Raw genomic sequence first — 19864 nt, 5'->3', positions numbered from 1 at the left:
AGGTCCCGGCGATAAACGTTCAGTTTATCGAAACCCTGGGGCTCGTCCCCAAAGGTCGGGAGTAACCAAATGATCCAGATGCAGACCAATCTGGATGTCGCTGACAACTCCGGCGCACGCCGAGTTCAGTGCATCAAGGTCCTGGGCGGCTCGCATCGCCGCTACGCATCCGTGGGCGACATCATCGTGGTGTCGGTCAAGGAGGCGATTCCGAAGGGCCGCGTGAAGAAGGGTGACGTCCGCAAGGCCGTTGTCGTTCGCACCGCCAAGGAAGTCCGTCGCGAAGATGGCACCGCCATCCGCTTCGACCGCAACGCCGCCGTCATCCTGAACAACCAGGGCGAACCGGTCGGCACCCGTATCTTCGGGCCGGTCGTTCGTGAACTGCGCGCGAAGAACTTCATGAAGATCATCTCGCTCGCTCCGGAGGTGCTGTAATGGCTGCGAAGCTCCGCAAAGGCGACAAGGTCGTCGTTCTCGCCGGCAAGGACAAAGGCAAGCAGGGTGAAATCACCTCTGTCATGCCGAAGGACAACAAGGCCGTCGTCGAAGGCGTGAACATGGCGATCCGCCATACCCGCCAGACCCAGACCTCGCAGGGGGGCCGCATCTCCAAGGCGATGCCGATCGACCTGTCGAACCTCGCGCTCGTCGATGCCAACGGCAAGGCGACCCGTGTCGGCTTCCGCGTGGAAGGCGAGAACAAGGTCCGTTACGCCAAGACCACCGGGGAGGCGATCTGATGCTCGACCAGGCAACCTACACGCCCCGCCTGAAGACGCTGTACCGGGAAACCATCCGTCCGGCGCTGAAGGAAGAGTTTGGCTTCAAGAACGACATGCAGATCCCGCGTCTGGACAAGATCGTCCTGAACATGGGCGTCGGCGAAGCCGTCAAGGACACCAAGAAGGTCAAGCAGGCCGCCGAAGAGCTGACGCTCATCGCCGGTCAGAAGGCTGTCATCACCCACGCCAAGAAGTCGGTCGCCGGCTTCCGCGTTCGTGAAGAAATGCCGCTCGGCTGCAAGGTGACCCTGCGCGGTGACCGCATGTATGAATTCCTCGATCGTCTGATCAACGTGGCCCTGCCGCGCGTCCGCGACTTCCGCGGCGTGAAGGGCTCTTCGTTCGATGGCCGTGGCAACTACGCGATGGGGCTCAAAGAGCAGATCGTGTTCCCCGAAATCGACTTCGACAAGGTCGACGAGGTGCTCGGCATGGACATCATCATCTGCACCACCTCGAGCGTGGATGCGGAAGCGAAGGCGCTGTTGAAGCATTTCAACATGCCGTTCAACAGCTGATCGCCGGAGAGAATTTATGGCCAAGAAATCCATGGTTGAACGCGAAGTGAAGCGCGCGAAGCTGGTGAAACAGTACGCCACCAAGCGCGCCTCGCTGAAAGCGATCATCGAAGACCAGTCCAAGCCGATGGAAGAGCGCTTCAAGGCGACCCTGAAGCTCGCGGAACTGCCGCGCAACTCGTCGGCGACCCGGCTGCACAACCGTTGCCAGCTGACCGGTCGTCCGCATGCTTACTACCGTAAGCTCAAACTCTCGCGGATCATGCTCCGTGACCTGGCCTCGTTCGGCCAGATCCCGGGCATGGTGAAGTCGAGCTGGTAAGGGAGAGACGGGAATGTCTGTGAACGATCCTCTCGGCGATATGCTGACCCGCATCCGCAACGCGCAAATGCGCGGCAAGTCCACCGTGCGCACCCCCGCGTCCAAGCTGCGTGCTTGGGTGCTCGACGTGCTGGCGGCGGAAGGCTACATCCGTGGCTACGAGAAGAAGGACGGCACGCAGGGCCTGCCGGAACTCGAGATCTCGCTCAAGTATTTCGAGGGCACCCCGGTGATCCGCGAACTGAAGCGCGTCTCGACCCCCGGCCGTCGCGTGTACGCTTCGGTCAAGGAGATCCCGACGGTCCGTCAGGGCCTGGGCATCTCGATCGTCTCCACGCCCAAGGGCGTCATGACGGACGCGGCCGCGCGCACTGCCAACGTTGGCGGTGAAGTGCTCTGCACCGTGTTCTAAGGAGGGAAGCATGTCTCGTATTGGTAAAAAACCGGTCGAGCTGCCCGCTGGCACCACTGCCAAGCTGGACGGTCAGACCATCGAAGTGAAGGGCCCGAAAGGGACCCGCAGCTTCACCGCCACCGACGACGTGACCCTCACGCTCGAGGGCAACACCGTCAAGGTCACTCCGCGTGGCACGTCCAAACGGGCGCGTCAGCAGTGGGGCATGGCCCGCTCGATGATCGAGAACCTCGGCATCGGCGTCACCACCGGCTTCAAGAAAGAGCTCGAGATCCAGGGCGTGGGTTACCGCGCCGCGATGCAGGGCAAGGTTCTGAAGCTCTCGCTCGGCTATTCGCACGAAGTGAACTTCGAAGTGCCCGAAGGCGTGACCGTCACGTCGGCGAAGCCCACCGAAATCACCGTCGAAGGCATCGACCAGCAGCTGGTCGGTCAGGTCGCGGCGAACATCCGCGAGTGGCGGCAGCCGGAGCCCTACAAGGGCAAGGGCATTCGCTACAAGGGCGAGTACATCTTCCGCAAGGAAGGCAAGAAGAAGTAAGGGTGGCGAAAATGGCGAACAACAAACGCGATCTGTTCCTCAAGCGCCGCCTGCGCGTGCGGAACAAGCTTCGTGCGATGGCCAACGGGCGTCTGCGCCTCTCGGTCCATCGCTCCTCGAAGAACATCAGCGTCCAGCTGATCGACGACGTCAAGGGCGTGACCCTTGCCTCGGCCTCGACTCTCGAAAAAGAGCTCGGTGTCGTCGGCAAGAACAACGTCGAAGCGGCGGCGAAGATCGGTGCGGCGATTGCCGAGCGCGCGAAGGCGGCGGGTGTCGAAGAATGCTACTTCGACCGTGGCGGCTTCCTCTTCCACGGGAAGATCAAGGCGCTTGCCGATGCGGCCCGCGAGGGCGGCCTGAAGTTCTGATCCGGTGGGGGACGTTCGCGTCCCCCCGATGATCCGGGAATGGCCCGGCGGTTCGCCGCTTCGGGTCGTTCACCAGGATTGGACAAAACGGCGTGTGCGCACGCCATCACGAAAAGGAATGCCTCATGGCAGAACGTGAACATCGCCGGGACCGCCGCGCCGAGCGCGAGGAAACCCCGGAATTCGCCGATCGTCTGGTTGCGATCAACCGCGTGTCGAAGACCGTGAAGGGCGGCAAGCGCTTCGGTTTCGCCGCGCTCGTGGTGGTCGGTGACCAGCGCGGCCGCGTCGGCTTCGGCAAGGGCAAGGCCAAGGAAGTTCCGGAAGCGATCCGCAAGGCGACCGAACAGGCGAAGCGTTCGCTCGTCCGCGTTCCGCTGCGCGACGGCCGCACGCTGCACCACGACGTCGAGGGCCGTCACGGCGCCGGCAAGGTGGTGATGCGCACCGCCGTTGCCGGTACCGGGATCATCGCCGGCGGCCCGATGCGTGCCGTCTTCGAGATGCTGGGCGTGCAGGACGTGGTTGCGAAGTCGATCGGCTCGCAGAACCCGTACAACATGATCCGGGCCACGCTCGACGGCCTGAAGAAGGAAGCCTCGCCCCGTCACGTCGCGGCCCGCCGCGGCAAGAAGGTGGCGGACATCCTCGCCAAGCCCGAAGCCGACGCTTCGGCCGAAGCCTGAGGAGACTGACCGATGACGAAGAAAACCATCGTCGTGCAGCAGGTGGCCTCGGCCGCCCGCCGTCCCGCGATCCAGACCGCGACCCTGAAGGGCCTCGGCCTGAACAAGGTCCGCCGCACCCGCGAGCTGGAAGACACCCCGGCCGTCCGCGGCATGGTCAACAAGATCTCGCATCTTGTGAAGATCATCGAAGAGCGCGGCTGAGCCTCGTTCGAAACGATTGAAAACGCCCCGGCCTGGCCGGGGCGTTTTTCATTGGAACCTGACCGCGCGATGAAGGAGACGGCGATGGACATGAAACAGCAGAAGGCGGAGACGCTGCGGACCTTCCGCGAGATCGCCGCGATGGAACCGCTGCCCGAACGTGGTCGTGTGGCCTTCCAGTTCGTCGCCGAGGATCCGCGCGCTGACTGGGACGGCTTCGGCGAGGCGGTCGAGGATCTGGGCTATGAGGCCGAGGGCTTCGAGGCGGTGGAGGACGACGAGGAGGACTGCCTCGAGATCATCACGCCCGAGATGGCGCTGACGGCCGAGGGGCTGTGGGCCGAGGAAGAGAAGCTCACCCTGCTCGCCGCGGTCTACGGCTTCATCCCCGACGGCTGGGGATTCGTCGGCGCCTGACGGGCGCCCGCGAAGATGAGTTTGCGCGATGAGTGAGGGCATGGACTGTGCGCCGGTTGACGAGCGCATCTGCAAGCTGTGCAGGTTTGCGCGGAGATTCTTCCTGCTGGCCTGGCTCCACTCTGCGACATTCGCGGCCGTAAGCGTTTCGCTCGGGGGCACGACGAGCCTCGGCAAAGTCGTCGATGGCCAGCATTTTCTGGGGGATCACGGGCGCTACAGGCCGGTGTCGCAGTCCGGCTACGAGCTGATGGCGGTCTATGAGCGCGTTGCCCTGGTGGTCTTCATCCTCGGCTTTACCGCGATCGTGCTTCATAACGTGCTGCGGCAGTGCAAGGACGTCCCGAAGCGTTGGGGGGTCTGGTGAGGGCCGATCAACCGGCTTGACCGGCGCGCCCCATTCCCGCTATACGCCCCCGGTGGTCTTCGGACCCGGACTCAACAAGAAACGCCGTGTGCCCTCTTCTGTCGCTTGCGAGGGGGTTTCCGGCAAAGGAGAAGCGACATGAAACTCAACGAACTCCGCGACAACGCGGGCGCCGCCAAGAAATCCAAGCGCGTTGCGCGCGGCCCGGGCTCGGGCAAGGGCAAGACCGCCGGCCGTGGTATCAAGGGCCAGAAATCGCGTTCGGGCGTCGCCATCGGCGGCTACGAAGGCGGCCAGATGCCGCTCTACCGGCGTCTGCCGAAGCGCGGCTTCACCAAGCCGAACCGCCTCGACTTCGCCGTCGTCAACCTCGGCCTGATCGAGAAGTTCATCGCGGAAGGCAAGATCGACGCCTCGGTCGAGATCACCGAGGACGTGCTGGTCGCGTCGGGCCTCGTGCGCCGCAAGCTCGACGGCATCCGTGTTCTGGCCAAGGGCGAGATCACCTCGAAGGTCACGCTGACCGTGACCGGCGCCTCGAAGCCGGCGATCGAAGCCGTCGAGAAGGCCGGTGGCAAGCTGACCGTTGCCGCTGCCGAATAATCGGTTGTGAGCGGGCCCCGGCCCGCTTACATAAGGCAACAGTTTTCCAGGCGCCGCCGACCGGAAGACGGTCGCGCGGCGCCTCTCGTATGAAAGAGACTGCATATGGCTTCTGCTGCAGAGCAAATGGCGGCGAACCTCAGCTGGGAGGCCCTCGGCAAGGCCACCGAGCTGCGGCAGCGCATCTACTTCACCATCGGCCTCCTCATCATCTACCGGCTCGGCACCTACATCCCGGTGCCCGGCATTGATGCGAACGCGCTGCGCGAGTTCATGGACAAGGCGGGCTCGGGCATCGGCGGCATGCTGTCGATGTTCACCGGCGGCGCGCTTGGTCGCATGGGCGTCTTCGCGCTCGGCATCATGCCCTACATCTCGGCCTCGATCATCGTGCAGCTGCTGACCGCCCTCGTGCCGTCGCTCGAGCAGATGAAGAAGGAAGGCGAGCAGGGCCGCAAGAAGATCAACCAGATCACGCGCTATGCGACCGTGGGCCTTGCCACGTTCCAGGCCTGGGGCCTGGCCGTCAGTCTCGAGAAGGGCGACCTTGCCCACACCCCGGGCATCTTCTTCCTCGCCTCGGTGGTCATCACCCTCGTTGGCGGCACGATGTTCCTGATGTGGCTGGGCGAGCAGATCACCTCGCGCGGCATCGGCAACGGCGTCTCGCTGATCATCTTCGTCGGCATCGTCGCGAACATCCCGCATGCGCTCGCGAGCTTCCTCGAGCAGGGCCGCACCGGCGCCGTCTCGACGCCGGTGATCCTCGGCGTGATCGTGATGGTGGTCGCGGTGATCGCCTTCGTGGTGTTCATGGAACGCGCCCTGCGCAAGATCCATATCCAGTATCCCCGCCGCCAGGTGGGCATGAAGATCTATGACGGCGGCTCGTCGCACCTGCCGATCAAGGTGAACCCGGCGGGCGTGATCCCGGCGATCTTCGCCTCGTCGCTGCTGCTGCTGCCGACCACGATCTCGACCTTCTCGGGCAGCCAGACCGGCCCGATCATGTCGACGATTCTCGCCTATTTCGGCCCCGGCCAGCCGCTCTATCTCGCGTTCTTCACCGCGATGATCGTCTTCTTCGCCTATTTCTACACCGCGAACGTGGCGTTCAAATCGGACGAGGTTGCCGACAACCTGAAGAACCAGGGCGGTTTCATCCCGGGCATCCGGCCCGGCAAGAAGACCGAGGAATATCTCGATTACGTCGTGGCGCGCGTTCTGGTGATCGGCTCGGCCTATCTCGCCGCCGTCTGCCTGCTGCCCGAGATCCTGCGCTCGCAGCTGTCGATCCCGTTCTACTTCGGCGGCACCTCGGTGCTGATCGTGGTCTCGGTGACGATGGACACGATCAACCAGGTCCAGTCGCATCTGCTCGCGCACCAGTACGAGGGGCTGATCGAACGTTCGCAATTGCGCGGCAAGAAAAAGTCGGGCCGCAAGGCGCCCGCACGCCGCTGATCTACCGGGGGAAGTGACATGACCAACATCATCCTGCTGGGGCCGCCCGGCGCAGGCAAGGGCACGCAGGCGCGCAAGCTGGTGGAGGAGCGCGGCATGGTGCAGCTGTCGACCGGCGACATGCTGCGCGAGGCCAAGACCTCGGGCACCGAGATGGGCCGCCGCGTCGCCGAGGTGATGGACCGGGGGCAGCTGGTGACGGACGAGATCGTCATCGGCCTGATCGAGGAGAAGCTGAACACGGTGAAGGCCTCGGGCTTCATCTTCGACGGCTTCCCGCGCACGCTGGCCCAGGCCGATGCGCTTGGCGAGCTGCTGGCGAAGAACGGCCAGACCCTCGATGCGGTGATCGAGATGCGCGTCGACGATGCCGCGCTTGTTGCCCGCATCACCGGCCGCTACACCTGCGGCAATTGCGGCGAGGTCTATCACGACGAGACCAAGCCGACGAAGGTTGCGGGCGTGTGTGACGTCTGCGGCAGCCACGACATGAAGCGGCGTGCCGACGACAACGAGGACAGCCTCAAGACCCGGCTGATGGAATATTACAAGAAGACCTCGCCGCTGATCGGGTATTACTACCACGCGCGCAAGCTCTTCACTGTCGACGGGCTGGCCGAGATCGACGCGGTGGCCTCGGCCGTGGCCGCGATCCTCGACGGCAAGGCAGAGTGACATCTTGACGCTTGACCCGGTGGGCAAAAGCCTCTAGGTCACGGCGTCTCGCAAGAGAATCGCCTGAGTCTTCAGGTGAGGGGCCCGGAGCAAGAGGTTTCGGGCCTTGTTGTGAAAAAAGGTTCTGGCGCTACGGAACCGCAACGAAGGGATCCACGCTTTGGCACGTATTGCTGGCGTCAACATTCCGACCGGGAAACGCGTCCCGATCGCTCTTCAGTACATCCACGGCATCGGCCCGATGTTCGCCACCCAGATCGTCGAGGCCGTCGGCATCGATCCGACCCGCCGCGTGAATGATCTGACCGACGCCGAAGTGCTCGCCATTCGCGAATACATCGACGCCAACCTCACGGTCGAGGGCGACCTGCGCCGTGAAGTGTCGATGAACATCAAGCGTCTGATGGACCTCGGCTGCTACCGCGGCCTGCGTCACCGCAAGAACCTTCCGGTTCGCGGCCAGCGCACCCACACCAACGCTCGTACCCGCAAGGGCCCGGCCAAGCCGATCGCCGGCAAGAAGAAGTAAGGGGAGGCTGAGACAATGGCTCGCGACAAGACCCGCGTTAAGCGCAAAGAGCGCAAGAACATCGCCGCTGGCGTTGTTCACGTGAACTCCTCGTTCAACAACACCAAGATCCTGATCTCGGACGTGCAGGGCAACGCCATCTCGTGGTCGTCCTCGGGCACCATGGGCTTCAAGGGCTCGCGTAAGTCGACCCCCTACGCTGCCCAGATGGCCGCCGAAGACGCCGCCAAGAAGGCGCAGGACCACGGCCTGAAGACCGTCGACGTCGAAGTGCAGGGGCCCGGTTCGGGCCGTGAGTCGGCGCTGCGCGCGCTGGCCGCCGTCGGCCTCACGATCACCTCGATCCGTGACGTGACCCCGATCGCGCACAACGGCTGCCGCCCGCCGAAGCGTCGCCGCGTCTGATCTGATTTTCAACGATCGGGCCGTGTGGGAGATCCCCGCGCGGCCCGGTCGCTTACGTTTTTAACCTCGGGCGTTCCGCGCTTACGGACATGGGCACGGGACAGGTATGGAGGCAGAACGCATGATCCACAAGAATTGGGCCGAGCTCATCAAGCCGACGCAGCTTGAAGTCAAGCCGGGCAACGACCCGCAGCGTCAGGCGACGGTGATCGCCGAGCCGCTGGAGCGTGGCTTTGGCCTCACGCTCGGCAACGCGCTGCGGCGTGTGCTGATGTCGTCGCTGCAGGGCGCGGCGATCACCTCGGTGCAGATCGACAACGTGCTGCACGAGTTCTCTTCCGTCGCCGGCGTGCGCGAAGATGTCACCGACATCATCCTGAACCTGAAGGGCGTTTCGCTCAAGATGGACGTCGAGGGGCCGAAGCGGCTGTCGATCTCGGCGAAGGGGCCGGGCGTCGTCACCGGCGGTGACATCTCGGAATCGGCCGGCATCGAGGTCCTGAACAAGGATCACGTGATCTGCCACCTCGACGACGGCGCCGACCTGTTCATGGAACTCACCGTGAACACCGGCAAGGGCTATGTCGCGGCCGACAAGAACAAGCCGGAAGATGCGCCGATCGGCCTGATCGCCATCGACGCGATCTACTCGCCGGTGAAGAAGGTTGCCTACGAAGTCCAGCCGACCCGTGAGGGCCAGGTGCTCGACTACGACAAGCTGACGATGAAGATCGAGACGAACGGCGCGCTGACCCCCGAGGACGCCGTGGCCTATGCCGCGCGCATCCTGCAGGACCAGCTGAGCATCTTCGTCAACTTCGAGGAACCGGAATCGGCCTCGAAGCAGGACGCGGAAGACGGGCTCGAGTTCAACCCGCTGCTGCTGAAGAAGGTCGACGAGCTGGAACTGTCGGTCCGTTCGGCCAACTGCCTGAAGAACGACAACATCGTCTACATCGGCGACCTGATCCAGAAGACCGAAGCCGAGATGCTCCGCACCCCGAACTTCGGCCGCAAGTCGCTGAACGAGATCAAGGAAGTGCTCTCGGGCATGGGGCTGCACCTCGGCATGGAAGTCGAGGACTGGCCGCCGGAGAACATCGAGGATCTGGCGAAGCGCTTCGAAGACCAGTTCTGAGCGCTGTCGCTTGACTCTTTCGGGGGGCGTGGAGTACACGCCCCCCATTCAATGCCCGGGATGCCGGGGAATGAGGGAAGGAGAGGCTCCGGTGGAGCGTCGACGACCCGAATGGGCATGATGCCCCAACGACGCACCGTCCAACGCAGGCGGCGCAACACAAAGCAAAACGCAATTTCGGAGAAGACCCATGCGTCACGCCCGCGGCTATCGCCGTCTGAACCGCACCCACGAACACCGCAAGGCGCTGTTCGCCAACATGGCCGGCTCGCTGATCGAGCACGAGCAGATCAAGACCACCCTGCCGAAGGCGAAGGAACTGCGCCCGGTCGTCGAGAAGCTGATCACCCTCGCCAAGCGCGGTGACCTGCACGCCCGCCGCCAGGTTGCTGCCATGCTGAAGGAAGACAAGGACGTCGTGAAGCTGTTCGACGTTCTCGCCGCCCGCTACAAGGACCGTCAGGGGGGCTACACCCGCGTCCTGAAGGCCGGCTTCCGCTACGGCGACATGGCGCCGATGGCGATCATCGAATTCGTCGACCGCGACCACTCGGCCAAGGGCGCCGCCGACAAGGCCCGCCTCGAGGCCGAAGAGGCTGCCGAAGACTGAGCCGTTCCCACAAGGGAAGGCCGGAAATCCCGCCCTCTGGGCGGGATTTTTTGTTTCCGGGCAATCACGTCGATCGGCGCGATGGCCCCTCAGAGTTGATCGGCCGGATACAATTCCCAGTTGATTCTTTCGCCGCGCGCCTGTCTAAAAAGGCATGTCCATTCATGTCGACATCAACAAATGCCTTGCCGAGCTTGGCCGTCTCGCGCCGGACGGCTATTTCGTCGGCCTGCATATCCGCTTCGCCGCCCCGATCATGCAGTTCCAGACCTATCCCGAGGCCTGGAGCGAGCATTACACGCGCGAGGCCTATGCGCTGCGTGACCCGACCATCGCCTGGGGCTTCTCGACCGAGGGCGCCTCGCGCTGGAGCGAGTTCACCCTGCCGGACCCGTTTAACATTCTCGGAGAGGCGCGAAAATTCGGCCTGAACTACGGGCTGACCGTCTCTTGCGGGCCGATCAGCTCGCGCACGATCGCGAGCTTCACCCGCCGCGACCGGGAATTCACCAATGACGAGATTGTCGCGATCTCGCACCAGATCCGGCGACTGCATGACATTACACAGCCGCCGGAGAGCCTGACGAAGGCTCAGATCGAGGCCCTGCGGTGTATCGCTGCAGGGGACCGACATGCCGCTGCCGCTGCAAAACTCGGAATCTCGGAAAGCGCGCTCAAGGCCCGGCTCCTGTCTGCTCGGGAACGGTTGATGGCGCGCACCACTGCCGAAACCATTCAGAGAGCGAAGGAGTACCGGCTGCTGTAGGTCCCTTTGCAACGGTCCGCCCCGGGCATAGCTGCCAACCCGGAGAAAGACCATGCAGACCACTACCCTGTCCTTTGCCAACATGCACAACTACGGCGAGCTTTTCGCGAACCTCTTTCGCGCACGGCGGCAAAGCTTCATCGTCCAGAAGAACTGGGACCTGCCCGAAGAGATGGGCATGGAGTTCGACCAGTACGACACGCCGCAAAGCCGCTGGATCGCGATCCACGACTTCGGTCACGTGCTGGCCGGTATGCGGCTGACGCCGACCACGGCGCGCTGCGGCATCTATTCCTACATGATCCGCGACGCGCAGAAGGGGCTGCTTGGCGGCTCCATCCCCTCCGACCTGCTCTTCGACGAGGCGCCGGTCTCGCCGCAGATCTGGGAGAGCACGCGGGTGTTCGTCTCGCACGACATCCCGCAGAGCCTGCGCCGCAAGGTGCACTTCCGCCTCGCCGAGACGATGACCAGCGCGGCGCGTGAACTCGGCGCGACGCGGCTCATCGCGCTCACCGCGGCGAACTGGCCGCGCTGGTACGGGCGTTGCGGCCTGGCCGCCGAGGCGATCGGCCGGCCGATGTTCATCGACGACGGCGATTACCAGTGCGTCTCGATCGACCTGAGCGGCAAGATGCACTGAACGTTGCCGATGCGGGGGCGGGCCTTCGGGCCCGCTCCGATCTGCCCCTTCCGTCCCGGGCGCCGGGGCGATACTGTGGGCCACCATGTCCGACCTTTTCGACAGCCCCACCCGGGAGCCCGCGCACGAGGCGCCGCGCCCGCTCGCGGACCGGATCCGCCCGCAACACCTTGCCGAGGTGATCGGGCAGGAACATGTGCTTGGCCCCGAGGCACCGCTTGGCGCGATGCTGGCTGCGGGCTCGCTCTCGTCGATCATCCTGTGGGGCCCGCCCGGCGTCGGCAAGACGACGATCGCCCGGCTTCTGGCGTCCGAAACCGACCGCGCCTTCGTGCAGATCTCGGCGATCTTCACCGGCGTGCCGGAGTTGCGCAAGGTGTTCGAGGCGGCGAAGCTGCGCTTCTCGCAGGGCAAGGGCACGCTGCTCTTCGTCGACGAGATCCACCGTTTCAACAAGGCGCAGCAGGACAGCTTTCTGCCCTACATGGAGGATGGCACCATCCTTCTCGTGGGTGCGACGACCGAGAACCCGAGCTTTGAGCTGAACGCCGCCGTGCTGTCGCGCGCGCAGGTGCTGATCCTCGAGCGGCTGAGCCTTGCAAGCCTCGAGCGCCTCGCGCAGCGCGCCGAGAAGGCGCTTGACCGGGCGCTGCCGCTCAAGGCGCCGGCGCGCGAGGCGCTGCTCGAGATGGCCGATGGCGACGGGCGGGCGCTGCTGAACCTGATCGAGCAGGTGATGGCCTGGAAGGTCGCCGCGCCGCTTGACACGGAGGCGCTGTCGGCGCGGCTGATGCGGCGGGCGGCGAAATACGACAAGTCGGGCGACGAGCATTACAACCTGATTTCGGCGCTGCACAAATCGGTGCGCGGCTCGGACCCGGATGCGGCGCTTTACTGGTATGCGCGGATGCTCGAGGGGGGCGAGGACCCGCGTTTCCTGGCCCGGCGGCTGGTGCGGATGGCGGTCGAGGATATCGCCCTTGCCGATCCGCAGGCGCAGACCGTGTGCCTGCACGCCTGGGAGACCTATGAACGCCTCGGCTCGCCCGAGGGCGAACTCGCGCTTGCCCAGGCGGTGATCTATCTCGCCCTCGCGCCGAAGTCGAACGCGGGCTATGTCGCCTACAAGGCGGCGCGGGCGGCGGCGAAGAAGACAGGTTCGGAACCGCCGCCGCGCCACATCCTGAACGCGCCGACCCGGCTGATGGAAGAGCAGGGCTTTGGTGCGGGTTATCAGTATGACCACGACGCCGAGGACGGCTTCTCGGGACAGAACTACTTCCCCGAGACGATGAAGCGCCCGGTCTTCTATGCCCCGGTCGAGCGCGGTTTCGAGCGCGAGCTGAAGAAGCGCGTCGACTGGTTCGCGAAGCTGCGCGACAAGCGCAAAACTTGACATTCCGGCCCCCGGAGGCTTTGAGGGCGGCAAAGGAGAGACCCATGCTGTCCACCGTTTTCCAGGTCGCGCTCGGAGGGGCCCTCGGCGCCTCGGCGCGCTACCTCTCGGGCGTGGCGATCCTGCGTGCGCTCGGCCCACAGACGATTCCGCTCGGGGTGATCTTCGTGAACATCCTCGGGTCCGTCGTCATGGGGGCGCTGGTGACCTTTCTGGGGCAGAAGGAACTGACGCATTGGAACGCCTTTCTCGCGACGGGCATTCTCGGCGGCTTCACCACCTTCTCCTCCTTCTCGCTCGAGGCCTGGACGCTGATCGAGCGGGGCGATGTGGGCCATGCGGCCTTTTACGTGTTTGCCTCCGTGGGCGCGGCGCTGGCCGGGCTGATCTTCGGGGTGCATCTGATGAGATGGGTATTGGCATGAGCGCTGTGCAGACGATCCGGGTGACCGAGGCCGAGGGCGACAGCCGTCTCGACCGCTGGCTGAAGAAACGCTTTCCGCAGCTGACGCAGGGCGCGATCGAGAAGATGTGCCGCAAGGGCGAGTTGCGCGTCGATGGCGGGCGGGTCAAGGCGAACAGCCGCGTCGCGCCGGGGCAGGAGGTGCGCGTGCCGCCGCTGCCAGATGCCGCCGCCGCGCCGCGCCGCTCGGACGAGCGCCGCGAGGGGCTGCAGATCTCGGATGCCGATGCGGCGATGATCCAGTCCTGCGTGCTGTGGAAGGACGAGCACATCATTGCGCTGAACAAGCCGCCGGGGCTGCCCTCGCAGGGCGGCTCGGGGCAGGGCGACCGCCATGTCGACGGCCTGCTCGACGCGCTGCGCTTCGGCTACAAGGACCGGCCGAAGATGGTGCACCGGCTCGACAAGGACACCTCGGGGGTGCTGCTGGTCGCGCGCACCGACCGCATCGCGCGGCATCTGTCCGAGGCGTTCCGGCTGAAGACCACGCGCAAGATCTATTGGGCGGCGGTCGCGGGCGTGCCGAACCCGAAGATGGGTACGGTGCGCTATGGCCTCGTCAAGGCGCCGGGCCATGGCCGCGGCGGCGAGGGCGAGAAGATGATCTGCATCCATCCCTCGAAGGTCGACGCGACCGAGGGGGCGAAACGCGCCACCACCGATTATGCCGTGCTCGATTCGCTCGGCACGCGGGTGAGCTGGGTTGCGCTGGTGCCGATCACCGGCCGCACCCACCAGCTGCGCGCGCATATGGCCGAGATGGGGCACCCGATCATCGGCGATGGCAAGTATGGTGGCTCGGGGCAGGAGAACCTGGGCGACGGCTGGGGCGCGCAGCTCGGCGGCGAGATCTCGCGCAAGCTGCACCTGCATGCGCGCCAGATCAGCTTCGACCATCCGATCACCAAGAAGCGCATCACCGTGGTCGCCCCCCTGCCGTCGCACATGCAGCGCACCTGGAAGACGCTGGGCTGGTACGAGAATGACGTGCCCGCCGATCCGTTCGAGGAGCTTGAATGAAGCTCGTCATCTTCGACGTCGATGGCACGCTCTCGGACAGCGCGGCGCAGATTTGCGCCTCGATGGACTGGGGCTTCTCGCAGCTTGGCCTGCCGGTGCCCTCGCGCGCCGCGACGCTGTCGATCGTCGGGTTGTCGCTGCCCGAGGCGGTGGCGCAGCTGGTGCCCGAGCTGCCCGCGGCGACCCGCGCCGAGATCGTCGAATTCTACAAGAAAAGCTATCAGGACCGCCGCATCGCGCAGCCTGCGCCGCTGTTTGCCGGCGCGGCCGAGACGCTCGATCGGCTGTCGGGGCGCGAAGACCTGCTGCTGGGCGTCGCCACCGGCAAGTCGCGACGCGGGCTTGACGCGCTGATCGCCCATCACGGGCTGACGGGCACCTTCTTCACCCGGCAGGTGGCGGACGATCACCCCTCGAAGCCGCATCCGTCGATGGTGCTGACGGCGCTGGCGGATGCCGGTGCCGATCCGGCCGAGGCGGTGATGATCGGCGACACCACCTATGACATCGAGATGGGGCGCGCCGCGGGCGTCGCCACCATCGGGGTCCGCTGGGGGTATCACCCGGCCGAGGACCTCGTGGCCGCCGGTGCCGACCGGCTGGTCGACGATTTCGCCGCGCTCGAGACGGCGGTGGACGAGCTTCTGGGAGGATGCGCATGAGTGCCTGGGCACCGAAACGGTTCTGGACCGCGACCGATGTGGCCGAGGTGCCGGGCGGCTTTGCCGTTACCCTCGACGGGCGGCATGTGAAGACCCCGGCGAAGGCGCCGCTCGTCGTGCCGAGCCGGGCGCTGGCCGAGGCGATCGCGCGCGAATGGCAGGCGCAGGACGAGAAGATCGATCCGGCGACGATGCCGGTCACCCGCGGTGCGAATGCCGCGATCGACAAGGTACGCAGCCAGCATGCCGAAGTCGCGGCGCTGATCGCCGACTATGGCGGCACCGACCTTCTGTGCTATCGCGCTGAGGCCCCGCGCGAGCTGGTGGCGCGGCAATCCGCGCATTGGGATCCGCTGCTCGACTGGGCCGAGGCGGCGCTTGGCGCGCGGCTTGCGGTGACGCAGGGCGTGGTGCCGGTGGCGCAGCCCGAGGCGGCGCTGGCAGCGCTTTCCGCCCGCGTCGCGGCGATGGACGAGTGGCAGCTTGCGGCGCTGCATGATCTTGTCGGCCTCACCGGCTCGCTCGTTCTGGGCCTTGCCGTGGCCGAGGGGCGGCTGACGGCGGACGAGGCCTGGACGATCGCGCAGATCGACGAGACCTGGCAGGCCGAGCAATGGGGCGCCGACGACGAGGCCGCCGCGCATGCCGAACGCAAGCGCGCCGCGCTGCTCGATGCCGAACGATTCTGGCGGATGCGTCACGCGCTTTAAGACGCGGCGCCGTCGGCGGGCCGTTCGCGCCCGTCTTTCACTCATATGCCTGAGTTTTGGGCAGGCGACGCCGCGGCGTCGTTCAACTCCCCTTGACCTTTTTTGATCCTTCGGACCAAACTTGGTCACTGGGGGCGACCCCCAAATAACGTTCCAGACCCCACAGGGGCACTTTTGCCGCCGTCCGCTGGCGGAAACTCAGGAAGAGGTACACATGAAGAAATCGGTATTCTTCGGCACGCTGATGGCGGCCGGTCTGACCGCGGGCATCGCTTCGGCGACCACGCTCGAGGACGTCAAGGCCCGCGGCGTGCTGAACTGCGGCGTGAACACGGGCCTCGTGGGCTTCGCCGCTCCCGATGCCAACGGCAACTGGTCCGGCTTTGACGTTGCACTGTGCAAGGCTGTCGCGGCTGCCGTCCTGGGCGATCCGACGAAGGTCAAATATGTGCCGACCACCGGCCAGACCCGCTTCACCGCGCTGACCTCGGGCGAGGTCGACATGCTCGCGCGCAACTCCACCTGGACCTTCTCGCGCGATACCGACCTGAAGATGGATTTCGCCGGCGTGAACTACTACGACGGTCAGGGCTTCATGGTGCGCAAGGACAGCGGCATCACCTCCGCCAAGGAGCTCGACGGCGCCTCGGTCTGCATCCAGACCGGCACCACCACCGAGATGAACCTCGCCGACTATTTCAAGGCGAACAACATGACCTATCAGCCGATCGCGGTTGATTCGAACGCCGAGGGCGAACAGCAGTATCTGGCCGGCGCCTGCGATGCCTATACCACCGATGCCTCGGGCTTGGCCGCCACCCGCGCCGCCTATGCCGATCCGGAAAACCACGTCATCCTGCCGGAAATCATCTCGAAGGAACCGCTCGGGCCGGCCGTGCGCCATGGCGACAACCAGTGGGGCGACATCGTGCGCTGGACCCTCTTCGCGCTGATCGCGGCGGAGGAATATGGCATCACCTCGGCCAATATCGACGAGCTCGCCAAGGGCACCGAGAACCCGGAGATCAACCGCATTCTCGGCGTCGACGGCGATCTCGGGCCGATGACTGGTCTCGAGAAGGACTGGGCCGTAAAGGCGATCAAGGCCGGCGGCAACTATGGCGAGATCTTCGCCGCCACCATCGGCGAGTCGACCCCGATCGGCCTTGCCCGTGGTCTGAACGCGCAGTGGACCCAGGGCGGGCTGATGTACGCCCCGCCGTTCCGCTGAGCCACCACTTGCAAGGGGCGTCGCACCGCGGCGCCCCTCTGCCATGAAAAGCAAACCTGCCGGCGGGGCCTGACCCCACCTCACATGGGCAAAAGCCCGGACACCGGACAGGAACAGGGGATACACCATGACCAGCGCATCCGACGCGCCGGACCGAGGGTTCCGGCTCAGTCAGCTTATCTACGACACCCGATACCGCTCGCTCACCATCCAGGTCATCACGCTGATCGTGGTGATGGGGGCTGCGGGCTGGCTCGTCGACAACACGATCCAGAACCTCAGGGTTCTCGGCAAGGATTTCAACTTCGGGTTCCTTGACAACCGCGCGGGCTATGACATCGCGCAGCACCTGATCCCCTATACCAACGACAACACCCATGCCCGGGCGATGCTGGTGGGGCTGCTGAACACGATCTGGGTATCGCTGCTCGGCTGCGCCACGGCGACGGTGATCGGCATCTTCGTCGGCGTGCTGCGTCTGTCGAAGAACTGGCTCGTCGCGCGGCTGATGACCGTCTATGTCGAGACCTTCCGCAACGTCCCGGTGCTGCTGTGGATCCTGGTCGCGATGGCGGTGCTGACCGAGATCACGCCGGCGCCGAACGCTTACAAGGTGAACCCGGCGACGGGCGAGGCGAATGCCTCGATGATCCTCGACTCGATCGCCCTCACCAACCGCTACACCGCCATCCCCGCGGTCAGTTTCGAGCGTTCGCTCGGCGTGATCGACACCGCGCTGGCGCCGGTCTCGCTCAACGTGCTGGCGATCGTGCTGGTGCTCGCGGGCGCGATCTGGGTGAACCGCAGGCTGCTCGCCCATGCGAGCGCGGTGCAGGATGCCACCGGCGCCCGCCCGGTGACCTGGTGGAAGAGCCTGCTGCTCCTTCTGGGGCCGCTCGCCCTGCTGCTGGCCGCGCTTGGCTTCCAGCTGCACGGGCCCACGCTCAAGGGCTTCAACTTCACCGGCGGCACCAATGTGTCGAACGCCTTCGTCGCGCTCTGGGCCGGCCTGTCGCTCTATACCGGTGCCTTCATCGCCGAGATCGTGCGCGCCGGCATCCTCGCCATCTCCAAGGGCCAGACCGAGGCCGCCTTCGCCCTTGGCCTGCGGCCGGGCAAGACGATGCGCCTGGTGATCCTGCCGCAGGCGCTGCGGGTGATCGTGCCGCCGCTGATCTCGCAGTTCCTGAACCTGACAAAGAACTCCTCGCTCGCCATCGCGGTGGGCTACATGGACCTGCGCGGCACGCTGGGCGGCATCACGCTGAACCAGACCGGCCGCGAGCTCGAGGCGATCTTGCTGATGATGCTGATCTACCTGGCGATCTCGCTGGTGATCTCGGGGGTGATGAACCTCTACAACCACAAGGTCCGGCTGAAGGAGCGCTGAGATGAGTGACACGTCGCACAGTGCCGTCTTCGTCCGCAAGACGATGCTTCCCCCCGAACCCGCGCCGGCGCGGCAGACGGGGGTGTCGAAATGGGTGCGCGAGAACCTGTTCTCGGGCTGGCTGAACACGATCCTCACCCTCGCGGGAATCGCGCTGATCTGGGGCCTCGCCAGCCATTTCTACCCCTGGTTCCGCCATGGCGTGTGGAACGCGGCCTCGTTGCCCGAATGCCGCCAGATCATCGCCGCGCGCTGGGGCGAGGGCGCGACCGGCGCCTGCTGGGCCGTGATCCATGCCCGCTGGACGCAGTTCATCTTCGGCTTCTACCCGCCCGAGCTGTTCTGGCGCCCGGTGCTGACCTTCGGGCTGATGCTCGTCGCGGTGGCGCCGGTGCTCTTCACCCAGTTGCCGCGGGGGATGCTGAAGGTCTCGGCCGTGTTCCCGCTGCTCGCCATCTGGCTGCTCTGGGGCGGCTCGATCTGGCCGGTGGTGATGATCGCCGCGGGCTTTGCCGTGGGCTATCTGGTGGCCCGGATCCTCGCCCGCTGGGGGATGATCCTCGCGATCCTGGGGGCCGTCGTCGCGGCGGTGCTGTTCTGGATCTTCGTGCCGGGCCCGGTCGATGCGGTTCTCGGCCGCGTGCTGCCGATCGCGCTCGAGCCCGTGGCCTCGCGCCAGTTCGGCGGCTTCCTGCTCGCCATCACGCTGGGCGCCGGCGGCATCGCGATGTCGCTGCCGCTCGGCATCCTGCTGGCGCTCGGCCGGCAGTCGGACATGTTCCTGATCAAGACCTTCTCGATCATGTTCATCGAGTTCATCCGCGGCGTGCCGCTGATCACGCTGCTGTTCGTGGCCTCGCTTCTGCTGAACTACTTCCTGCCGCCGGGCACCAACTTCGACATTATCTTGCGGGTGATGATCCTCGTCACGCTGTTCTCGGCCGCCTATATCGCCGAGGTCATCCGCGGCGGTCTCGCGGCGCTGCCGCGCGGGCAGTACGAGGCGGCCGATGCGCTTGGTCTCGACTACTGGAAGGCGCAGCGGCTGGTGATCCTGCCGCAGGCGCTGAAGATCTCGATCCCGGGCATCGTCTCGACCTTCATCAGCATGTTCAAGGACACCACGCTCGTCACCTTCGTGGGCCTGTTCGAGCCGCTGAAGTCCATCCCCGATTCGATCCGCGCCGACATCGCGTGGAAGGGCACCTACTGGGAGCACTTCATCTTCGTCGGCGCCATCTTCTTCATCCTCAACTTCAGCATGTCGCGCTACTCGATGTATCTCGAGCGCAAGCTGAAGCGTGACCATCGCTAAGGAGTTCCCCCATGTCGGAACCGCACATCGAGCGCCCCGTCGACCGCAGCAAGCTGCAGGTCTCGGACGAGGTGGCGATCCAGATCGAGAACATGAACAAGTGGTACGGCGCGTTTCACGTGCTGCGCGACGTGAACCTGACGGTGAACCGGGGCGAGCGGATCGTCATCGCCGGGCCCTCGGGCTCGGGCAAGTCGACGCTGATCCGCTGCATCAAC

The 19864-nt window shown here is 65.3% G+C and carries 29 protein-coding genes; all 29 read left to right on the top strand.

The features are described 5' to 3' along the window. Positions 1–69: 69 nt before the first annotated feature. Positions 70–438: a 50S ribosomal protein L14 gene (gene rplN / locus EOW65_RS17495; protein ID WP_013066055.1), complete on the top strand. Its 369-nt coding sequence runs from the start codon at positions 70–72 to the stop codon at positions 436–438. Then, positions 438–743, top strand: a complete 306-nt coding sequence (gene rplX / locus EOW65_RS17490; protein WP_128151632.1) for a 50S ribosomal protein L24 — start codon at positions 438–440, stop codon at positions 741–743. The genes rplN and rplX overlap by 1 nt, the downstream gene beginning before the upstream one ends. Then, positions 743–1303, top strand: a complete 561-nt coding sequence (gene rplE, locus EOW65_RS17485) for a 50S ribosomal protein L5 (protein ID WP_113902049.1) — start codon at positions 743–745, stop codon at positions 1301–1303. Before rplX ends, rplE begins: the two co-directional genes overlap by 1 nt. A gap of 16 nt (positions 1304–1319) precedes the next feature. Then, positions 1320–1625 (top strand): 30S ribosomal protein S14, encoded by a 306-nt coding sequence (gene rpsN / locus EOW65_RS17480; protein WP_113902051.1) that lies wholly within the window; start codon positions 1320–1322, stop codon positions 1623–1625. 13 nt (positions 1626–1638) lie between these two features. Further along, positions 1639–2037: a 30S ribosomal protein S8 gene (rpsH, locus tag EOW65_RS17475; protein WP_113902053.1), complete on the top strand. Its 399-nt coding sequence runs from the start codon at positions 1639–1641 to the stop codon at positions 2035–2037. A gap of 10 nt (positions 2038–2047) precedes the next feature. Beyond that, on the top strand, positions 2048–2581 hold the full coding sequence (gene rplF / locus EOW65_RS17470) for a 50S ribosomal protein L6 (protein WP_128151630.1): 534 nt from the start codon (positions 2048–2050) through the stop codon (positions 2579–2581). An 11-nt stretch (positions 2582–2592) separates the two neighbouring features. Further along, positions 2593–2952, top strand: coding sequence for a 50S ribosomal protein L18 (gene rplR / locus EOW65_RS17465; protein WP_128151628.1), 360 nt, complete (start codon positions 2593–2595; stop codon positions 2950–2952). Positions 2953–3077: 125 nt separating this feature from the next. Then, positions 3078–3638, top strand: a complete 561-nt coding sequence (rpsE, locus tag EOW65_RS17460; protein ID WP_113902056.1) for a 30S ribosomal protein S5 — start codon at positions 3078–3080, stop codon at positions 3636–3638. A 12-nt stretch (positions 3639–3650) separates the two neighbouring features. Further along, positions 3651–3842 carry a 50S ribosomal protein L30 gene (gene rpmD / locus EOW65_RS17455; protein WP_113902057.1) on the top strand — a complete coding sequence of 64 codons (192 nt, stop codon included), beginning with the start codon at positions 3651–3653 and terminating at the stop codon, positions 3840–3842. An 84-nt stretch (positions 3843–3926) separates the two neighbouring features. Next, positions 3927–4259 (top strand): ribonuclease E inhibitor RraB, encoded by a 333-nt coding sequence (locus tag EOW65_RS17450; RefSeq protein WP_164880149.1) that lies wholly within the window; start codon positions 3927–3929, stop codon positions 4257–4259. A 28-nt stretch (positions 4260–4287) separates the two neighbouring features. Continuing rightward, positions 4288–4626, top strand: a complete 339-nt coding sequence (locus tag EOW65_RS17445) for a hypothetical protein (RefSeq protein ID WP_128151624.1) — start codon at positions 4288–4290, stop codon at positions 4624–4626. Positions 4627–4764: 138 nt separating this feature from the next. Beyond that, positions 4765–5229, top strand: a complete 465-nt coding sequence (gene rplO / locus EOW65_RS17440; RefSeq protein WP_121531574.1) for a 50S ribosomal protein L15 — start codon at positions 4765–4767, stop codon at positions 5227–5229. A 105-nt stretch (positions 5230–5334) separates the two neighbouring features. Beyond that, on the top strand, positions 5335–6693 hold the full coding sequence (secY, locus tag EOW65_RS17435) for a preprotein translocase subunit SecY (RefSeq protein ID WP_128151622.1): 1359 nt from the start codon (positions 5335–5337) through the stop codon (positions 6691–6693). 18 nt (positions 6694–6711) lie between these two features. Then, a complete protein-coding gene (locus EOW65_RS17430) occupies positions 6712–7368 on the top strand; it encodes an adenylate kinase (RefSeq protein ID WP_121531577.1) in 657 nt (218 codons plus the stop codon). 160 nt (positions 7369–7528) lie between these two features. Then, positions 7529–7897, top strand: a complete 369-nt coding sequence (gene rpsM / locus EOW65_RS17425) for a 30S ribosomal protein S13 (RefSeq protein ID WP_113902066.1) — start codon at positions 7529–7531, stop codon at positions 7895–7897. Between the two features lie 15 nt (positions 7898–7912). Continuing rightward, positions 7913–8302 carry a 30S ribosomal protein S11 gene (gene rpsK / locus EOW65_RS17420; RefSeq protein WP_113902068.1) on the top strand — a complete coding sequence of 130 codons (390 nt, stop codon included), beginning with the start codon at positions 7913–7915 and terminating at the stop codon, positions 8300–8302. A gap of 121 nt (positions 8303–8423) precedes the next feature. Next, a complete protein-coding gene (locus EOW65_RS17415) occupies positions 8424–9440 on the top strand; it encodes a DNA-directed RNA polymerase subunit alpha (RefSeq protein WP_121532041.1) in 1017 nt (338 codons plus the stop codon). Positions 9441–9630: 190 nt separating this feature from the next. Then, a complete protein-coding gene (gene rplQ / locus EOW65_RS17410; protein ID WP_121531581.1) occupies positions 9631–10050 on the top strand; it encodes a 50S ribosomal protein L17 in 420 nt (139 codons plus the stop codon). A 154-nt stretch (positions 10051–10204) separates the two neighbouring features. Next, the gene (locus EOW65_RS17405) at positions 10205–10816 is read left to right on the top strand and encodes an autoinducer binding domain-containing protein (RefSeq protein ID WP_113902071.1); all 612 of its coding nucleotides are present in this window, start codon (positions 10205–10207) and stop codon (positions 10814–10816) included. Positions 10817–10868: 52 nt separating this feature from the next. Continuing rightward, positions 10869–11459, top strand: a complete 591-nt coding sequence (locus EOW65_RS17400) for an acyl-homoserine-lactone synthase (RefSeq protein ID WP_121531585.1) — start codon at positions 10869–10871, stop codon at positions 11457–11459. An 85-nt stretch (positions 11460–11544) separates the two neighbouring features. Next, entirely contained in the window at positions 11545–12855 is a 1311-nt protein-coding gene (locus EOW65_RS17395) for a replication-associated recombination protein A (RefSeq protein WP_128151620.1), read from the top strand. Between the two features lie 44 nt (positions 12856–12899). Continuing rightward, entirely contained in the window at positions 12900–13280 is a 381-nt protein-coding gene (gene crcB / locus EOW65_RS17390; protein WP_128151618.1) for a fluoride efflux transporter CrcB, read from the top strand. Then, positions 13277–14338, top strand: a complete 1062-nt coding sequence (locus EOW65_RS17385) for an RluA family pseudouridine synthase (RefSeq protein WP_128151616.1) — start codon at positions 13277–13279, stop codon at positions 14336–14338. The genes crcB and EOW65_RS17385 overlap by 4 nt, the downstream gene beginning before the upstream one ends. Next, positions 14335–15000 carry an HAD-IA family hydrolase gene (locus EOW65_RS17380; RefSeq protein ID WP_128151614.1) on the top strand — a complete coding sequence of 222 codons (666 nt, stop codon included), beginning with the start codon at positions 14335–14337 and terminating at the stop codon, positions 14998–15000. The genes EOW65_RS17385 and EOW65_RS17380 overlap by 4 nt, the downstream gene beginning before the upstream one ends. Then, complete coding sequence (locus EOW65_RS17375; RefSeq protein WP_128151612.1) at positions 14997–15710, top strand: ATP12 family chaperone protein; 714 nt, start codon at positions 14997–14999, stop codon at positions 15708–15710. The genes EOW65_RS17380 and EOW65_RS17375 overlap by 4 nt, the downstream gene beginning before the upstream one ends. 214 nt (positions 15711–15924) lie before the next feature. After that, complete coding sequence (locus EOW65_RS17370) at positions 15925–16941, top strand: amino acid ABC transporter substrate-binding protein (protein WP_128151610.1); 1017 nt, start codon at positions 15925–15927, stop codon at positions 16939–16941. Positions 16942–17068: 127 nt separating this feature from the next. Beyond that, entirely contained in the window at positions 17069–18331 is a 1263-nt protein-coding gene (locus EOW65_RS17365) for an amino acid ABC transporter permease (RefSeq protein ID WP_128151608.1), read from the top strand. A gap of 553 nt (positions 18332–18884) precedes the next feature. Continuing rightward, entirely contained in the window at positions 18885–19646 is a 762-nt protein-coding gene (locus EOW65_RS20470) for an amino acid ABC transporter permease (RefSeq protein WP_394342758.1), read from the top strand. An 11-nt stretch (positions 19647–19657) separates the two neighbouring features. Continuing rightward, positions 19658–19864 (top strand): ATP-binding cassette domain-containing protein (locus EOW65_RS17355; protein ID WP_164880148.1); only part of this gene is annotated, 207 nt, incomplete at its 3' end.

It is taken from the genome of Paenirhodobacter ferrireducens (assembly GCF_004022265.1).
In the GTDB taxonomy this organism is placed as follows: domain Bacteria; phylum Pseudomonadota; class Alphaproteobacteria; order Rhodobacterales; family Rhodobacteraceae; genus Rhodobacter; species Rhodobacter ferrireducens.
The sequence above is the reverse complement of the archived record's forward strand: the minus strand, read 5'-3'. Positions and strand labels throughout refer to the sequence as shown.

What these genes read in the sequence shown, in the direction of transcription:
- secY (WP_128151622.1), top strand. Translation starts at nt 5,335, where the DNA reads ATGGCTTCTGCTGCAGAGCAAATGGCGGCGAACCTCAGCTGGGAGGCC.
- EOW65_RS17415 (WP_121532041.1), top strand. Translation starts at nt 8,424, where the DNA reads ATGATCCACAAGAATTGGGCCGAGCTCATCAAGCCGACGCAGCTTGAA.
- EOW65_RS17385 (WP_128151616.1), top strand. Translation starts at nt 13,277, where the DNA reads ATGAGCGCTGTGCAGACGATCCGGGTGACCGAGGCCGAGGGCGACAGC.
- EOW65_RS17370 (WP_128151610.1), top strand. Translation starts at nt 15,925, where the DNA reads ATGAAGAAATCGGTATTCTTCGGCACGCTGATGGCGGCCGGTCTGACC.
- rplO (WP_121531574.1), top strand. Translation starts at nt 4,765, where the DNA reads ATGAAACTCAACGAACTCCGCGACAACGCGGGCGCCGCCAAGAAATCC.
- rplX (WP_128151632.1), top strand. Translation starts at nt 438, where the DNA reads ATGGCTGCGAAGCTCCGCAAAGGCGACAAGGTCGTCGTTCTCGCCGGC.
- EOW65_RS17445 (WP_128151624.1), top strand. Translation starts at nt 4,288, where the DNA reads ATGAGTGAGGGCATGGACTGTGCGCCGGTTGACGAGCGCATCTGCAAG.
- EOW65_RS20470 (WP_394342758.1), top strand. Translation starts at nt 18,885, where the DNA reads ATGATCCTCGCGATCCTGGGGGCCGTCGTCGCGGCGGTGCTGTTCTGG.
- rplE (WP_113902049.1), top strand. Translation starts at nt 743, where the DNA reads ATGCTCGACCAGGCAACCTACACGCCCCGCCTGAAGACGCTGTACCGG.
- rplQ (WP_121531581.1), top strand. Translation starts at nt 9,631, where the DNA reads ATGCGTCACGCCCGCGGCTATCGCCGTCTGAACCGCACCCACGAACAC.
- rplR (WP_128151628.1), top strand. Translation starts at nt 2,593, where the DNA reads ATGGCGAACAACAAACGCGATCTGTTCCTCAAGCGCCGCCTGCGCGTG.
- EOW65_RS17395 (WP_128151620.1), top strand. Translation starts at nt 11,545, where the DNA reads ATGTCCGACCTTTTCGACAGCCCCACCCGGGAGCCCGCGCACGAGGCG.
- rplN (WP_013066055.1), top strand. Translation starts at nt 70, where the DNA reads ATGATCCAGATGCAGACCAATCTGGATGTCGCTGACAACTCCGGCGCA.
- EOW65_RS17375 (WP_128151612.1), top strand. Translation starts at nt 14,997, where the DNA reads ATGAGTGCCTGGGCACCGAAACGGTTCTGGACCGCGACCGATGTGGCC.
- crcB (WP_128151618.1), top strand. Translation starts at nt 12,900, where the DNA reads ATGCTGTCCACCGTTTTCCAGGTCGCGCTCGGAGGGGCCCTCGGCGCC.
- rpmD (WP_113902057.1), top strand. Translation starts at nt 3,651, where the DNA reads ATGACGAAGAAAACCATCGTCGTGCAGCAGGTGGCCTCGGCCGCCCGC.
- rplF (WP_128151630.1), top strand. Translation starts at nt 2,048, where the DNA reads ATGTCTCGTATTGGTAAAAAACCGGTCGAGCTGCCCGCTGGCACCACT.
- EOW65_RS17430 (WP_121531577.1), top strand. Translation starts at nt 6,712, where the DNA reads ATGACCAACATCATCCTGCTGGGGCCGCCCGGCGCAGGCAAGGGCACG.
- rpsN (WP_113902051.1), top strand. Translation starts at nt 1,320, where the DNA reads ATGGCCAAGAAATCCATGGTTGAACGCGAAGTGAAGCGCGCGAAGCTG.
- EOW65_RS17400 (WP_121531585.1), top strand. Translation starts at nt 10,869, where the DNA reads ATGCAGACCACTACCCTGTCCTTTGCCAACATGCACAACTACGGCGAG.
- EOW65_RS17450 (WP_164880149.1), top strand. Translation starts at nt 3,927, where the DNA reads ATGGACATGAAACAGCAGAAGGCGGAGACGCTGCGGACCTTCCGCGAG.
- EOW65_RS17380 (WP_128151614.1), top strand. Translation starts at nt 14,335, where the DNA reads ATGAAGCTCGTCATCTTCGACGTCGATGGCACGCTCTCGGACAGCGCG.
- rpsK (WP_113902068.1), top strand. Translation starts at nt 7,913, where the DNA reads ATGGCTCGCGACAAGACCCGCGTTAAGCGCAAAGAGCGCAAGAACATC.
- rpsE (WP_113902056.1), top strand. Translation starts at nt 3,078, where the DNA reads ATGGCAGAACGTGAACATCGCCGGGACCGCCGCGCCGAGCGCGAGGAA.
- rpsH (WP_113902053.1), top strand. Translation starts at nt 1,639, where the DNA reads ATGTCTGTGAACGATCCTCTCGGCGATATGCTGACCCGCATCCGCAAC.
- EOW65_RS17365 (WP_128151608.1), top strand. Translation starts at nt 17,069, where the DNA reads ATGACCAGCGCATCCGACGCGCCGGACCGAGGGTTCCGGCTCAGTCAG.
- EOW65_RS17405 (WP_113902071.1), top strand. Translation starts at nt 10,205, where the DNA reads ATGTCCATTCATGTCGACATCAACAAATGCCTTGCCGAGCTTGGCCGT.